The 13,426-nt window shown below is 42.8% G+C and carries 12 protein-coding genes and 1 riboswitch; all 12 genes read right to left on the bottom strand.

What is annotated here, in order from left to right:
- Nucleotides 1–129: 129 nt before the first annotated feature.
- On the bottom strand, nucleotides 130–1,995 hold the full coding sequence (locus tag A3I3_RS0105280) for an ABC-F family ATP-binding cassette domain-containing protein (protein WP_018371692.1): 1,866 nt from the start codon (nucleotides 1,993–1,995) through the stop codon (nucleotides 130–132).
- Nucleotides 1,988–3,196: a CCA tRNA nucleotidyltransferase gene (locus tag A3I3_RS0105275; RefSeq protein ID WP_018371691.1), complete on the bottom strand. Its 1,209-nt coding sequence runs from the start codon at nucleotides 3,194–3,196 to the stop codon at nucleotides 1,988–1,990. Before A3I3_RS0105275 ends, A3I3_RS0105280 begins: the two co-directional genes overlap by 8 nt.
- Nucleotides 3,193–3,960, bottom strand: a complete 768-nt coding sequence (gene dapB, locus A3I3_RS0105270) for a 4-hydroxy-tetrahydrodipicolinate reductase (RefSeq protein WP_018371690.1) — start codon at nucleotides 3,958–3,960, stop codon at nucleotides 3,193–3,195. Before dapB ends, A3I3_RS0105275 begins: the two co-directional genes overlap by 4 nt.
- A gap of 14 nt (nucleotides 3,961–3,974) precedes the next feature.
- On the bottom strand, nucleotides 3,975–4,823 hold the full coding sequence (locus tag A3I3_RS0105265) for a DegV family protein (protein WP_018371689.1): 849 nt from the start codon (nucleotides 4,821–4,823) through the stop codon (nucleotides 3,975–3,977).
- Nucleotides 4,824–4,829: 6 nt separating this feature from the next.
- Entirely contained in the window at nucleotides 4,830–5,204 is a 375-nt protein-coding gene (locus tag A3I3_RS0105260; protein WP_018371688.1) for a DUF1149 family protein, read from the bottom strand.
- A gap of 100 nt (nucleotides 5,205–5,304) precedes the next feature.
- Complete coding sequence (locus A3I3_RS0105255; RefSeq protein WP_018371687.1) at nucleotides 5,305–6,654, bottom strand: MATE family efflux transporter; 1,350 nt, start codon at nucleotides 6,652–6,654, stop codon at nucleotides 5,305–5,307.
- Between the two features lie 96 nt (nucleotides 6,655–6,750).
- Nucleotides 6,751–8,016 (bottom strand): nucleobase:cation symporter-2 family protein, encoded by a 1,266-nt coding sequence (locus tag A3I3_RS0105250; RefSeq protein ID WP_018371686.1) that lies wholly within the window; start codon nucleotides 8,014–8,016, stop codon nucleotides 6,751–6,753.
- Nucleotides 8,016–8,597 (bottom strand): xanthine phosphoribosyltransferase, encoded by a 582-nt coding sequence (locus A3I3_RS0105245; RefSeq protein ID WP_018371685.1) that lies wholly within the window; start codon nucleotides 8,595–8,597, stop codon nucleotides 8,016–8,018. Before A3I3_RS0105245 ends, A3I3_RS0105250 begins: the two co-directional genes overlap by 1 nt.
- Before the next feature lie 98 nt (nucleotides 8,598–8,695).
- Nucleotides 8,696–8,791, bottom strand: a riboswitch (purine riboswitch).
- Complete coding sequence (gene guaC / locus A3I3_RS0105240) at nucleotides 8,783–9,766, bottom strand: GMP reductase (protein WP_018371684.1); 984 nt, start codon at nucleotides 9,764–9,766, stop codon at nucleotides 8,783–8,785. It overlaps the preceding riboswitch by 9 nt.
- A 244-nt stretch (nucleotides 9,767–10,010) precedes the next feature.
- Nucleotides 10,011–10,730: an acetolactate decarboxylase gene (gene budA / locus A3I3_RS0105235; protein WP_018371683.1), complete on the bottom strand. Its 720-nt coding sequence runs from the start codon at nucleotides 10,728–10,730 to the stop codon at nucleotides 10,011–10,013.
- A gap of 138 nt (nucleotides 10,731–10,868) precedes the next feature.
- Nucleotides 10,869–12,080, bottom strand: coding sequence for a tetratricopeptide repeat protein (locus A3I3_RS0105230; RefSeq protein WP_280523019.1), 1,212 nt, complete (start codon nucleotides 12,078–12,080; stop codon nucleotides 10,869–10,871).
- A 7-nt stretch (nucleotides 12,081–12,087) separates the two neighbouring features.
- Nucleotides 12,088–13,263 carry an AI-2E family transporter gene (locus A3I3_RS0105225; RefSeq protein WP_018371681.1) on the bottom strand — a complete coding sequence of 392 codons (1,176 nt, stop codon included), beginning with the start codon at nucleotides 13,261–13,263 and terminating at the stop codon, nucleotides 12,088–12,090.
- Nucleotides 13,264–13,426: the final 163 nt, after the last annotated feature.

Here is a 13,426-nt window from a genome sequence, read left to right as displayed (position 1 = left end):
TCAATAGATTATTTTCATGTTCATTATACCAAATTTACAAGAAAATGAAAAGGTTTGCAAAAAGAAAACAGCCCTGAAAACCGTTTTCTTTTTATATATCTAACTCAATGATGATAGGAATGTGGTCCCCTACTCCAACTCGCTCAGATATTCATAGCGCTCGTATTTTTCCAGCAGTTGCTCATTTTTGGCATCCAAGTCCGCCTGCAAGTGCGAGAGCTTGTCAAAGTCCGACGCATGCACCTGCATTTCCGCCTCGACCTGCGCAATCTCATCCTCCAGCCGCTCAATATCCGCCTCAATGGTCTCCCACTCCTGCTTCTCAAAATAGCTCATGCGCTTCTTGCCCTCACGCACCTTGGCCGTCTTTTCTTTTTCATGCTTTTGGGAAATAGCAGAGCTGTTCTCCTCAAAAGCCTTTTCGTCCAAATAATCCGTGTAATTGCCAAAAAATTCTCGGATTTGCCCATTTTCAAAAGCCAAAATCTTGCTCGCCACCTTATCCAAAAAGTAATGGTCGTGACTAACTGTGATAACTGGACCCGCAAAACGCTGCAAAAAACTCTCCAAAACGGTCAGAGTCGCTATGTCCAAGTCATTGGTCGGCTCGTCCAGCAAAAGAACATTGGGCTTCTCTAGCAAGATTTTCAAGAGATAAAGCCGCTTTTTCTCGCCACCCGACAACTTTTCAATCAGAGTGCCATGACTAGAACGCGGAAAGAGAAACTGCTCCAGCAGCTCGGCAATGCTGACCGTTCCCGTCTCGCTCTTCACTTCCTGCGCAATTTCCTGTAGATAATTGATGACCCGCTTTGACTCGTCCAGCCCTTCCGTCTGCTGAGAAAAATAGCCCACCCGAACGGTTTCGCCGATGATCAGCTGACCGCTGGTCGCTCCTATTTTTCCAGCGATAAGATTGAGCAGACTTGATTTTCCAACGCCGTTGTCTCCGACAATCCCGATACGGTCCTTATTTTGGACAAGAAGATTAAAGTGACTGAGCAGCGGTTTGCCCTCATAGCCAAAACTGACATCCTTAAATTCGATGACCTTTTTCCCAATACGGCTGGTTTCAAAATTCATTTCCAAGTCGCTGGCCGTGCTTTTGCCCGCCAAATCTTGCTTCAAATCCTGAAAACGATTGATGCGAGCTTGTTGCTTGGTTGCTCGCGCCTGCGGTTGCCGCCGCATCCAAGACAGTTCCTGCTTATAGAGCTGTTCTTTCTTGTGCAAAAGCGCAGCATCGCGCTCGTCTTGCTCAGCTTTCAGTCGGACATAATCCTGATAATTCCCTTGGTATTCGATGAGATTTCCAGCATCCAACTCAAAAATCCGTGTAGACAAATTATCCAAAAAATAGCGGTCATGGGTGATGAACAAAACGGTCTTTTTAGCATTTTTCAGAAAATTCGCCAGCCACTCAATGGTGGCAATGTCCAAGTGGTTGGTCGGCTCGTCCAAAAGCAGCAAATCGTCATTTCCCAAGAGAACCTGGGCAAGTTGGACACGGCGACGCAAACCGCCTGACAACTGTCCAACTTTTGCTGTCAAATCCACAATCCCTAGCTTATTGAGAACCGTTTTGACTTGATTTTCAATGGACCAAGCGTCTAGCGAATCCATTTCTGCCATAATTTTTTCTAGTTTCTCTTGCTTGGCTTCGTCATAATTTGCCAAGAGCAGCTCGTACTGACGAATGAGCTCCATTTCTCGCAGGTCGCTAGATAAAACCGTATCCAGCACCGTTTTGCTATCGTCAAAATCGGGTTCCTGTTTTAAATAAGCAATCCGATAACCGCTTTTGGTGGAAAAAGGATTGACATCGCCGTCAAAACCGCTCACACCCGACAGGACATCCAGCAGGGTGGTTTTTCCTGTCCCATTGACCCCAATCAGACCGACCCGATCCAAATCATGGATAATAAAGGAAAGGTTGCGAAAAACGGTCTTGTCTCCCACCGACTTGCTCAATCCCTCAACAATAAAATCACTCACTGCTTTTCTCCTTGATAAATGTCATGATAGCTGCTTTTTCATTGCTCAACTCGCCGTCCACAATAGCCTGCTCGACCTGTGACAAGATTTTTCCTAAGTCTGGCCCCGGCTGAAAACCAAATTCCTCAATCAGCTGACGCCCCTTGACCACAATTTGCCGCTTGTCGTGAATGCTCAGGGCATCGTAGGTCTTCTGAAGGTGGTCAAAATCAACAGGCAAGCCCTGAGCCTGTCTGATTTCCTCGGCTTCTCTCAGTAAATCCAGCTCAAAGCAGTAGCAATCGCGCTTGTTCAGGGCTCTTTCCTGACGAATATAGTAAATATCCACGATTTGCTCCACTCGTTTTTGGAAATCGTTGGAGGTTTTCCAGCGCTTAAGAAAGGCTTTGACAGACGAGGGTTTCAGAGCCAAAAGTAAACTCGCCCAAGCCTGCTCAGAACTTGTGAAAAGAGTATTCGGGCTTGTTTTTTCAAGCAAATCCATGAGTGCAGCTTCTCTATTTTTCAAATCAGGTAAAAAATCATAAGCCCGACTGTTGATGAGGCTAAGCAGCCCCCGCCGCCAATAAGGCGCTGTCAAGAGCTTATCAAACTCGATAAAAATCCGCTCGACCGAAATCTTCTCAAGCAAGGGCGCACAAGCCGTCATGGCAGCAAAAGTCTCTGCTTCCAAATCAAAATCAAGACTAGCTTGGAAACGAAAACCGCGCATAATCCGCAAAGCATCCTCATTGAAACGCTCTGCCGCAAGACCGACTGCCCGTAAGAGATGATTGTCCAAATCCTCCAAGCCAGCAAACTTGTCAATGACATTGCCTGCTTCATCCAAGGCAAAAGCGTTAATGGTAAAATCGCGCCGCTTCAGATCTTCTTCCAGCGAGCGCACAAAAGTGACCTGACTGGGGCGACGATAATCCACATAGACATCTTCCGTCCGAAAGGTCGTTACTTCGTATTCTCGTTCGCCAGCCAAAACCAGAACCGTGCCGTGCTCAATTCCCACATCAATGGTTCGCGGAAAAATGCGCTTGGTCTCTTCTGGATAGCTAGAGCTGGCGATGTCGACATCGTGAATGGGGCGATTGAGAAGAGCATCTCGAACAGACCCGCCGACAAAATAAGCCTCAAAACCAGCCGCTTTTATTTTTTCTAAAATTGGTAAAGCCTCCTGAAACTCAGAAGGCAAATTCTTTAATCTCATAGTAAATGTTCCAAACCATATACGAGTTCTGCGCGTTTGACAACCTCTTTGATAGCAAGGTTGACACCCGTCATAAAGGAAACGCGATCATAGGAATCATGCCGCAAAGTCAAGCCTTCGCCCTGACTACCAAAAATCACTTCTTGGTGGGCAACCAATCCCGGCAAACGGACGCTGTGAATACGCATACCGTCAAATTCAGCGCCACGAGCACCTGCTAGGCTTTCTGTCTCGTCTGCTACTCCTTGCTGCTTGCTCGTCCGCACTTGGCTGATGAGTTCTGCCGTCTTGACAGCCGTTCCGCTCGGTGCATCCTTTTTCTGGTCGTGGTGCAATTCGATAATTTCCACATCTGGGAAATACTTGGCTGCTTGCGCAGCAAATTGCATGAGAAGAACAGCCCCAAGAGCAAAGTTGGGAGCAATCAAGCCGCCGAGCTTCTTGCTACGCGAAAGTTCGGTCAGCTCAGCGATTTCCTCACTTGTAAAACCAGTCGTGCCAACAACGGGAGCAAAGCCATTTTCTAAAGCAAAGCGAGTATTCTCATAGGCAACTGCTGGCGTGGTGAAATCCACCCAGACTTGAGCATCCAGCCCAATCAGTTCTTCCTTTTGATTGAAGACAGGCACTCCAGCCACCTCTTTTTCAGAAGTGAATGGATCGAGCAGCGCGACCAATTCTAGGTCGCTATCTTCCGTCACCATTTTGTAGGCCGCCTGCCCCATTTTCCCTTTAAAACCAGCAATAATAACCTTGATACTCATGATTTCTCCTTGCTTTAAACATTAGGTGTGTAGCAACAAGCAATCGCACCCTCACCCAGATGTGTTCCAACGACACTTCCAAGCGGCACAATCTCAATTGGACTATCAATACCTTTTTCTTCCAGTAGAGTTCTAAATACCTCAGCCTTATCCATTGCATTTGCTTCCAAAACCCGAACAGTATAATTACCAGTAGCTACATGCTCTGCTACTACATCTGCAAGGCGCTTATAAGCTTTTTTCTCTGTACGGATCTTTTCAAAAACTTCAATGACACCCTCATCATTAAAATAAAGGATTGGTTTAATGCTGAGGAGATTTCCCAGAACAGCTGCACCGTTAGATAAACGACCACCTTTAACTAAATGATTGAGGTCGTCAACCAAAATGTAAGCCGTCGTATCGGCAGCCATAGCCTCTATCTTATTTAAAATTTGCTCAAATGTAAGACCTTCTTCTGCCCACATCAAGCTATCTGACACCATCTTACCAAGCGGTGCTGAAGTGATTTTGCTATCTGGGAAAGCAATGGTTAAGCCTTCAAATTCGTCTTTGAGATACTGGATATTTTGATAAAAGCCAGAAATACCACTTGAAAGGAAAATACCCAAAACATGAGTGTAGCCTAAATCAGGTAAATTAGATAGGATTTTTTCCAGCTCTGCAACACTCGGTTGGCTAGTCTTAGGAAGTTCACTTGACGCGGCCATTTTTTGGTAGAATTCCTTAGCGGTCAGATTTTCTCCCTCAACATAGGACACACCGTCAATTATGACAGGAATATCTAAAACAAAAAGATTATCCTTTTTTTTAATAACTTCGGTCAAATAGGCGGAAGAATCTGTGATCACTGCGATTTTCATGTATTTTTAAAACTCCAAATTAATTCCCGGTAAATCTAGGGCAATTTCTGTAACTTCATACGTCAAACGATTAAGCATATTTAAAGAAGGTCGCGCTAATTGCTCAACTTCTTCTTGTAAAAATTCACTCGGTTCTTGAATGGCACGATCCAAAACATGATTGACCTGCGAAATAACACCTGAAATCACAAAAGCATCAAAAACGACCATAAAGTTAACGATAACCACCATTGAGGTAGTATGCGCTTCATTATCACGACTCAAAAGCTGAAAATTGACATCAATCTTAGTCTCAGGTGCTCCGTGTTCCTTTTCCCATTCAAAATTACGAGCATCATAGTGGTATTGACTAACAAATTCTTTTTCACGTTGTAATTCCATCGCTGTTCTCCTAAAAAGTTACGTTCTTTTTATTATACCATAAAATAATAAATGAGCCTATAGAAAAATTTCATTCAAAAATAATTCTAAAAGTAAAGCCTTATTGGTTTTTCAAACGAGTTCTTTCAATGGTGAGTAAACGTCTCTGTAACAGCAAACCACAGACAGCTATTCCGGCAATCAAACCAATCCAATAAGCATAGGGACCGAGATTGGTTCGATTTTCAAGCAAGATTCCCAACGGAAGTGGAATCGTCCAATAGCTGAACACACCAATTAGAAAAGGCATAGAAGTGTCTTTGTAGCCTCGCAAAATTCCTTGGATAGGAGCTGCAAAAGCATCTGCAAATTGAAAACAAAGAGCATAGGTTAGAAAAATAGCTGTCAGCTGAATAAAACCGCGATTGTTCCCGTACAGAGCTGCAATATTAAAGCGGAATACATAGAGAAAGGTTAAGGTTAAGCAGGCAAAGGCAAAGGCCACTAGACGACCTAATCGCGTGTATGTCCGCACGTCATGTGCTCGTTTTGCCCCGACTTCATAAGAAATGATAATAGCCATCGCCATAGAAACACTAAATGGAAAAGCGTAGAGTAGGGTTGCAAAATTCATAGCTGCCTGATGGCTAGCAATAACTTCTGAAGAAAATTTAGACATGTACAAGCCTACAACATTAAAAATTCCCGACTCTGCAAACACAGCACCACCGACAGGTAGCCCAAGTTTCACCCCTTCCCAAAACTCTGCTTTCTGAAAAGCCCTTGGTTGAAAAACCTTGTAGGGGCGAATTTTAGGATGACAAGCAAGGACCAACACAACAACAATTAATAATAACCAATAAGCTAGTGCCGTTCCTAGTCCTGCTCCCGCTCCGCCCATCTGTGGTAAACCAAATTTTCCATAAATGAGAATATAGTTAAAAAAGGCATTGAACGGCACAACAAGAAGCATCAAATACATAGAAAGTCGCGTCAATCCCAGTGCGTCAAAGAAAGAACGAAAAACACTAAAAAGCAGAAAAGGAACAATCCCTAAGACCATATAAAAAAGATAGTTGTGAGCAATCTCTACAACTTGTGTCTCCAAAGGCATCAGACCAAGGGCAAAACGCGCTCCAACAAGCACCAAGAAAAAAAGAATAGCAGCCAGAACAAGCGATAGATAGAGAAATTGCCAAAGATCCGAACTAATTCTTTCTCGATTTCCGCGTCCTAGATGATGCCCGACAATGGGAACAAGGGCAGAAACGATTCCTGTCAGAAAGGTAAAAAAGGGATTCCAGAGACTCGTTGCAATCGCCACACCCGCCAAATCAACTGTATGATACTGCCCTGTCATCATGGTATCAATAAAGGATGCCGAATAATTGGCAAATTGATAAATCAAAATCGGTAAAAAAATCACGAAAAAGAGCTGCATTTTTTCTCTGATAGAGTGCGTTTGGTACATGTCTACTCCTAAAAACTATTTCTAACTATTACTCTACTAGATGCTCCTTTTCTTGTCAATGAAAAAACAGCCGGACTTTCGTCGAGCTGCTTCCTATTATTTTTTCTCACGATTAAGAATCAGATTGAGTACCACCGCCAAAAGGCTCGCCATTACAATCCCATTAGTTACAAACATCTGCAAACCTGTTGGTAGACTTTGAAAGAGTTGGGTGTTATTAAGACCCACACCTGCTGCAATAGAAACAGCTGCAATTAACAAATTATGTTCATTGTGAGTAAAGTCTACTCGGGCTAAAATTTGCATTCCTTGAACAGAAACCATTCCAAACATGACTAACATCGCACCACCTAAAACTGGACTTGGGATAATTTGGGCAAGTGCTCCAAATTTTGGTAATAAACCTAAAATAACCAGAAAACCAGCTGCATAATAAATAGGCAAACGAGTTTTGATACCAGACAATTTAACCAAGCCAACATTTTGCGAAAAGCCTGTATATGGGAAAGTGTTAAAAATTCCACCCAAAAGCACGGCCAGACCTTCTGCGCGATAGCCATTGCGCAAACGTTGCGCATCTAGTGTCTCACCTGTAATATCAGACAAGGCAAGATAGACACCTGTTGATTCAACTAAAGAAACGACGGCAATGATACACATCATGGCAATGGAAGAAAGTTCAAATTTAGGCATCCCAAAATAAAATGGGGTAGGCACATGTACTAATGGTGCAGAAGCAACCGCATCAAAATTCACCAAACCAAAGAACGTCGCAATAATAGTTCCGGCAATCAAACCGATTAAAATCGAAATAGACTTGAGAAATCCCTTAGCAAAAATATTAACCAAAAGAATAATCAAAATGGTCAGAGCCGCCAATAGCACACTTTGTCCTGTAGGTTTATCAGCATTATCTCCCATATTGCCAATCGCTACAGGAATCAAGGTCAAACCAATAGTTGTAATCACAGACCCTGTCACGATAGGCGGGAAAAATCGAACAATCTTTGAAAATACACCTGCGATTAAGAGGACAAAAATTCCCGATACAATAAGGGCCCCAAACATGGCACCGCTGCCGTGAGCCGCCCCAATGAGCGACAGTGGCGCAACGGATTGAAAGGCTACTCCCAAAACAACAGGAAGCCCGATCCCAAAATATTTATTTAACTGAAGCTGAAGAAAAGTTGCAACCCCGCACATAAAAATATCTGTCGAAATCAAATAAGTCAATTGAGCAGGCGAATAATTAAGAGCTCCTGCAATCATGATCGGCACCAAAATAGAGCCTGAGTACATAGCCAGCAAATGCTGCAACCCTAAAACAGCTGACTGGGGATGATTTTTTTCATTGAGTTTCATTAGAGATCTGCCTCCTTAAATACTACTTTTCCATTTTCAAAATGCTCAATTCGCGCTAAAGAAACAACTTTTTGGCCAGCCTTTTCAAGTAATGTCCGTCCATCTTGAAAAGATTTTTCAATTACAATACCAATTCCTTCCACCTCAGCTCCTGCTTGCTGGATAATGTCTACCAAGCCCTTTGCCGCCTGTCCATTTGCCAAAAAGTCGTCAACGATGAGCACTCGGTCTCTGTTATTTAAAAACTTGCTTGCAATAGAAACTGTGCTAGTCACTTGTTTGGTAAAAGAATAGACCTCTGCTGTCAAAATCCCATCCAACATCGTGATATTTTTAGCTTTCTTAGCAAAAATCATCGGAACATTTAATGCTTCAGCCGTATAAATAGCAGGTGCAATCCCTGAGGCTTCAATGGTCACCACTTTTGTAATTCCTGCCGACTGAAAATATTCTGCAAAAGTCTGCCCTATCTCCTTCATCAACTGAAAATCCACTTGGTGAGTTAAAAAAGAGTCAACCTTGAGGATATTTTCTCCCAGAACATGCCCATCTTGCAAAATGCGTTCTTCTAACTGTTTCATTTTTCTCCTTTTCTAAACAGCGATACAAAAAGCGAAGCTCCATGAGCTCCGCAAAACATCTCTAATAGTATAGGAAAAAGAGACCTAGAGAAAATTTCTCCAAGTTTTTCCTTACTTATTGTGGAGCCTTAGGTGCCCCGTAGAGACGTTATGCCAAATCCATAACTTAAATAAGTAATTTATTTTTAAATCGAATCTCCATTCCAAATGGAGTTTTTCACGATAACATAATCTACACGTGTCAGCCCAGACAAATCCTTGCCACCCGCATAGGAAATAGAGCTCTGTAAATCCTGCTCCATTTCAATCAAGGTATCTTTCAAATGGCCTTTTACCGGCAGGAGAATCTTTTTCCCCTCAACATTCTTATAAGTTCCTTTTTGGTACTGTGAAGCCGAACCATAATACTCTTTGAACTGCTCACCATCTATTTCTACCAGCTTACCTGGACTTTCGATGTGCCCCGCAAAGAGCGAACCTATCATAACCATGCTAGCACCAAAACGAATGGACTTAGCAATATCACCGTGGGTACGAATCCCCCCGTCCGCGATAATTGGCTTACGTGCTGCCTTGGCACACCAGCGCAGTGCCGCTAATTGCCACCCACCGGTTCCAAAACCAGTTTTAACCTTGGTAATGCAAACCTTACCCGGGCCAATTCCGACCTTGGTCGCGTCTGCTCCAGCGTTTTCAAGCTCACGAACCGCCTCAGGTGTACCAACATTTCCTGCGATAACAAAGGTCTCAGGTAAAGTCGCCTTGATATGCTGAATCATTTTAATCACGCTATCTGCATGACCATGGGCAATATCAATGGTAATGTATTCTGGTGCATCATCTACAAGGCTTGTTACAAAGTCATACTCATTGTCTTTAACACCTACAGAAATTGAAGCAATCAGTCCCTGTTCATGCATGCGTTTGACAAAAGGCTTACGTCCTTCTTCATCAAAACGATGCATAATATAAAAATAGCCATTTTGAGCTAATTTTTCTGCAATATCCTCATCTAGTATCGTCTGCATATTGGCAGGCACCACTGGCAACCTAAATGTATGTTTACCAAAAGTGATAGACGTATCTGCCTCCGAACGGCTATTGATAATACACTTATTTGGAATAAGCTGCACATCTTCATAATCGAAAATTGGAAAGTCATTTAGCATCTTTGAGCCTCAATCTATAAAATTCCCCAACCTATGCTTGCGCATCGCTCCGTCTTTCTTGACGTTTTCACAAGAATTCTATCACAAAATAAAGAAATTGTAAAATTTTAGCAATTTATTTTAAAAAATATTCGGTTTTTACCAAATTTTACAATAAAATCCAAATAATCACACCAGTTCTCGGCCAAAATTAGAAAAGATTGAAAGACACAGCCTTCAATCTAGAGGTTCATCAGGTCAGATTTCACTCTGCCTTGTTAATATCTTCTCGTAATTCATTGACATTAAACTTGGCAAAAAGATATTTACGATCTTGAACTGGGAAACGCTGATCCAACTGATCAACTGCTCCCACTTCAACTATCCCTTCCTTGATAACAAAATCCATAACGTGACCGCCAAAAGTATGGTCGTCAGAAATGAAATGTAAATGATAGCCAGCAACGCTCACTCCATGAAAAATTTCTGGCGTCCAAATACCAACAATTGTCCCCGTTATATCATCAATCTGGTACTCTGGTTGGCTAATCGCCACCTCAGCAAACTTTCGTTCATCCGTTGATTTTGGAATCATCCTCACATGCATATGAGCAAATTCGCCATGAATTTTAATGGAACGAAAGAGATTTTCCCCGTCATAATAGGATTCAATACGCTGTTCAAGTTCTTTATCCGTCATTTCAAAACGCTGGCGAAAAATAACTTCTGACTGGTGGGGCACAACGGCTGCATAAGGAACTGTTACTTCGTCTGATACTTCAATCACCTCTGGTACCTCACCAGAACCCCTAGCTTGATAGGCTTTCCCGTCTAAGACAATCAGCTCTCCATCAATCGAATCTAGTGTTCCAATCCCTAAATCTCCATACTGCAAAAGCTCACCAACGGTCATACCACCTCCGTACAGACCTGCCATGAGGGCACCCAAGGTATTATATTGAAATAATTTTACTGGTTCTGCCATAATTCCTCCTAATTTACCTTTCTCTTACTATAAAGCACTTTTAGTATATCATACTCTAAAGCTATCGCCAAAAGAAGAAATCTTTCTAAGATTAAAATCATCTACCACATTTGACAAAGGGAACGCTTGTTAAACTTTTTACAAACTGTGATAAAATTCCTGCATGCTGGCGTCATCCGGCACTAGCTGCAAATAGCGTCCTGCTTGATTTTTGGCTTCCGCTGCTTGCCCCATTTCCCGCAGCAAATAGCTGTATTGCTCCAAAAATTCTGGATTGTCCTGCAAATCGGTCTGTAGATCCTGAAAGAGCTGCAAGGCTTTTTCAGGATTTTCCAAGGCCTCATAGGCACGCGCGATATTCCAGCGGGTCAAGATATTGTCCAAGTCCTGCTTCTCAAAAGCCAGCAAGTCCTCATAGCGCTCCTGCTCCAGATAGAGATTGGTCAAGCGCAGCGCCACTTCTTCCATATCATCGGCATTTTCCTGCGCCTGCAAGAGATAGTCTTCTGCCTTTTTCTGGTCGTGAAGCTCGTAGGACAGCTGGGAAGCAAGGAGCAAGTGCTGGGTGTCAAAGGGATTTTTTGCCAGTCCTTGCTGGGCAAGAGCCAGAGCTTCCTCGGTCTTGTGCTCGGCATGAAGCGACTGGGCATAGCCGTACTCGTAGCCCTCAAAATCGGGCGAAATCGTGTCCAGCTGCTTGAAATACAAGTTTGCCCTTTGATATTCCTTTTGGTCAGCGAGGAGCAGAGCCAGCTCAAACACCGCCGCTTCATCATACTCTAACTCCACCGCCTTTTCCAAAAACTCAATCGCCGCCTCAAATTTTCCTAAATTCGCATAGGAAATCCCAATCCGTTGGTAGGTCGAAACGCCTGTCTGCTGGTAAATCTCGCGATTGTCAAGGCTGGCGTATTCTTTGATTGCCTCTTGAAAACGCCCCAGCTCCAAGTCAATCTCTGCAAGCGCAAAGGTAATAAGCGGGTCAGTCGTAATCGAGCTTGCTTCCAGTAATTTTTCCCGCGCGACATCTGGCAAGCCCTCCATTTGGTAGAGGTCTGCCTTGGCCAATAAAGCCGCCGCATAGAAGTCACTCTCTGGCGAAATAGCTTCTAGATAGGCAAAGGCGGCCTCTATATCTCCGTCGTCGCTAGCAATTTGAGCGAGACTGATATAGGACTCTGGATAAAGGTCGGCCAATTTTTCATAGATTTGCTTGGCTTGAGGGAAAAAGCCGATACTTTCCAAGTAGTCGGCTAAATCAAGAAGTTCTTCATTTGTGTCCTCTGCTAGGGCAGTGGCAAAATGCTGTTCGGCTTTTGCCAAATCTTGTTCTCGCAGAGCGTCTAGCATGTTCTGACTATGATTGCTCACTTTCTTCTCCTGTTTCTTTCGTTTCAGCTTCATCTTCGTAGAGGCCGCTGACTTCCTTGTACCATTCAAAAATAGCGGAAATAACGACCTTGGCTGAGGCGTAGGCAGGAATTCCCAAAACCACACCCCATAAACCAAACATCGAACCGGACGTTAAGAGCACAAACAATATGGTAATCGGATGAATATTCAACTGGCTACCAAGAACTAACGGAGAAACGAAGCGTCCTTCAATCGTTTGCTCTATGATGAAAACAATAATGACCTTAATCAACATAATCGGTCCAGCAATCGCTCCTAAAACTAGAGCTGGAAGCATGGCCAAGAAACTTCCCAAGTATGGGATAAGATTGAGAATACCGGCAGTTACCCCCAAAGTTACCGCATAACGCAATCCAATAATCTTAAAAAAGATGATGAACATGACGGCAACAACTACAGCTACCGTCACCTGACCGCGCACATAGTTAGCCAGTTGACTATTCACCTCACTGAGTACATTAGCAACCGGTTCACGCAGCTTGGTTGGAAAGAATTTAGCAATATAACCTTTCAGATTTTTTCCGTCGCGTAAAAGGTAAAAAACGATAAAAGGCATAATAATAAGAGAAACAATGACTTGTGAAGTCGCGCTGAGAAATGTGCTTACCCAATTCACTGCTCTGCTAGAAACTGTGCTAGACCAACTAGCGGCTTGTGAAGAGAGGTTTTTAGTAATCTGATCCAACTGAGGCTTGATATCATCAAATCGTGGATCTTGCAAAAGGGCATCTATATTGTCACTGATTGTCTCCAAATTGCTTGGCAAATGTTTGAAAAAGCTAATAACTTGTTTTTGCAAACTTGGAATAGCTACTGCCAGACCCCAAATCAAAAGCAATACAATCAGGATAAATACCAACGAAATCGCCATTACACGATTCATTTTCTTACTTTCAAGCCAATCAACCAAAGGAACAATCAAATAATAAAGCAAACCCGAAATAATGATAGGCAGCATGATGACTTTTAGAAAATCTAAAAAGGGAATAAAAACAAAACTAATCTTACTTAACAGAAAAATATTAAGCCCCAAAAGAAGGGTCACCAGAAAGACCGTAATTGCCTTATTGTCTAAAAACCAGCGGAAAAACCAACTTAAACTAAAATCTTTTTTCTTCACTAAATCAAAACCTCACACAATATTTTATCCTTATTGTAGCATTTTTAAGGGAAAATGCCTATCATGAAGGATAAGATGTCAATTATTTTTAGCTATGACCGTCTTTTTAAGTTCTTGTATCAGATACTTCATCTCTCTATATACTCAAAAATAATACTAACTC

Source organism: Streptococcus massiliensis DSM 18628 (assembly GCF_000380065.1).
GTDB lineage: Bacteria > Bacillota > Bacilli > Lactobacillales > Streptococcaceae > Streptococcus > Streptococcus massiliensis.
Note: the sequence above shows the minus strand (reverse complement) of the source record. Positions and strands in the feature narration are given on the sequence as shown.

Bases quoted from the DNA above. Each gene is read 5' to 3' on its own strand.
- A3I3_RS0105275 (WP_018371691.1), bottom strand. From the start codon at position 3,196: ATGAGATTAAAGAATTTGCCTTCTGAGTTTCAGGAGGCTTTACCAATT.
- dapB (WP_018371690.1), bottom strand. From the start codon at position 3,960: ATGAGTATCAAGGTTATTATTGCTGGTTTTAAAGGGAAAATGGGGCAG.
- A3I3_RS0105265 (WP_018371689.1), bottom strand. From the start codon at position 4,823: ATGAAAATCGCAGTGATCACAGATTCTTCCGCCTATTTGACCGAAGTT.
- A3I3_RS0105260 (WP_018371688.1), bottom strand. From the start codon at position 5,204: ATGGAATTACAACGTGAAAAAGAATTTGTTAGTCAATACCACTATGAT.
- A3I3_RS0105255 (WP_018371687.1), bottom strand. From the start codon at position 6,654: ATGTACCAAACGCACTCTATCAGAGAAAAAATGCAGCTCTTTTTCGTG.
- A3I3_RS0105250 (WP_018371686.1), bottom strand. From the start codon at position 8,016: ATGAAACTCAATGAAAAAAATCATCCCCAGTCAGCTGTTTTAGGGTTG.
- A3I3_RS0105245 (WP_018371685.1), bottom strand. From the start codon at position 8,597: ATGAAACAGTTAGAAGAACGCATTTTGCAAGATGGGCATGTTCTGGGA.
- guaC (WP_018371684.1), bottom strand. From the start codon at position 9,766: ATGCTAAATGACTTTCCAATTTTCGATTATGAAGATGTGCAGCTTATT.
- budA (WP_018371683.1), bottom strand. From the start codon at position 10,730: ATGGCAGAACCAGTAAAATTATTTCAATATAATACCTTGGGTGCCCTC.
- A3I3_RS0105230 (WP_280523019.1), bottom strand. From the start codon at position 12,080: ATGCTAGACGCTCTGCGAGAACAAGATTTGGCAAAAGCCGAACAGCAT.